General features: G+C 38.8%; 1 protein-coding gene. It reads left to right on the top strand.

Going from position 1 to position 498, the window contains the following annotated elements; genetic code table 11:
- Positions 1-117 precede the first annotated feature (117 nt).
- A partial coding sequence (locus HMPREF2794_RS01120) for a transposase (protein WP_139147223.1) occupies positions 118-498 on the top strand: 381 nt, incomplete at its 3' end.

Genomic DNA, 498 nt, shown 5'->3' with positions numbered 1-498 from the left:
GAGGTTGTGTCAAAACGCTGGCACAACCTTTTTTTATGCACAAAGCCCAGACTTTCACAAGCCCGGGCTTTGTTATTACCCAAAGTTTTTGTATCTTTAGGCATAAAGTTTTTCGTTATGGCAAAGTTACATTTTCGTCCTTACATTCCCAACCAAACAGTTCTTTTTCCCGGAAGAATTGATGAAAACATAGCAGCGAACGATCCGGTTCGCATAGTTAATACTGTTGTTGATAATCTCAATCTTGACAATTTCAAGAAGCTTTATAAAGCAACCGGTCGCTGTCCTTATCATCCTAAAATGATGCTTAAGGTGATTATCTACGCCTACATGAACAATATCTATTCGTGCCGCAAAATAGAGAAGCTTCTCCTACGTGATATTCATTATATCTGGCTTTCCGGTAATGAACATCCGGATTTTATTACCATCAACCGTTTTCGAAACCGTGTAAAAGAGGAAATAAATACCGTATTCACGCAGTTGGTTCTTGTCCTT

The sequence above is a fragment of the Bacteroides sp. HMSC067B03 genome (genome assembly GCF_001811315.1).
GTDB lineage: Bacteria > Bacteroidota > Bacteroidia > Bacteroidales > Bacteroidaceae > Bacteroides > Bacteroides faecis.
The sequence above is the reverse complement of the archived record's forward strand: the minus strand, read 5'-3'. Positions and strand labels throughout refer to the sequence as shown.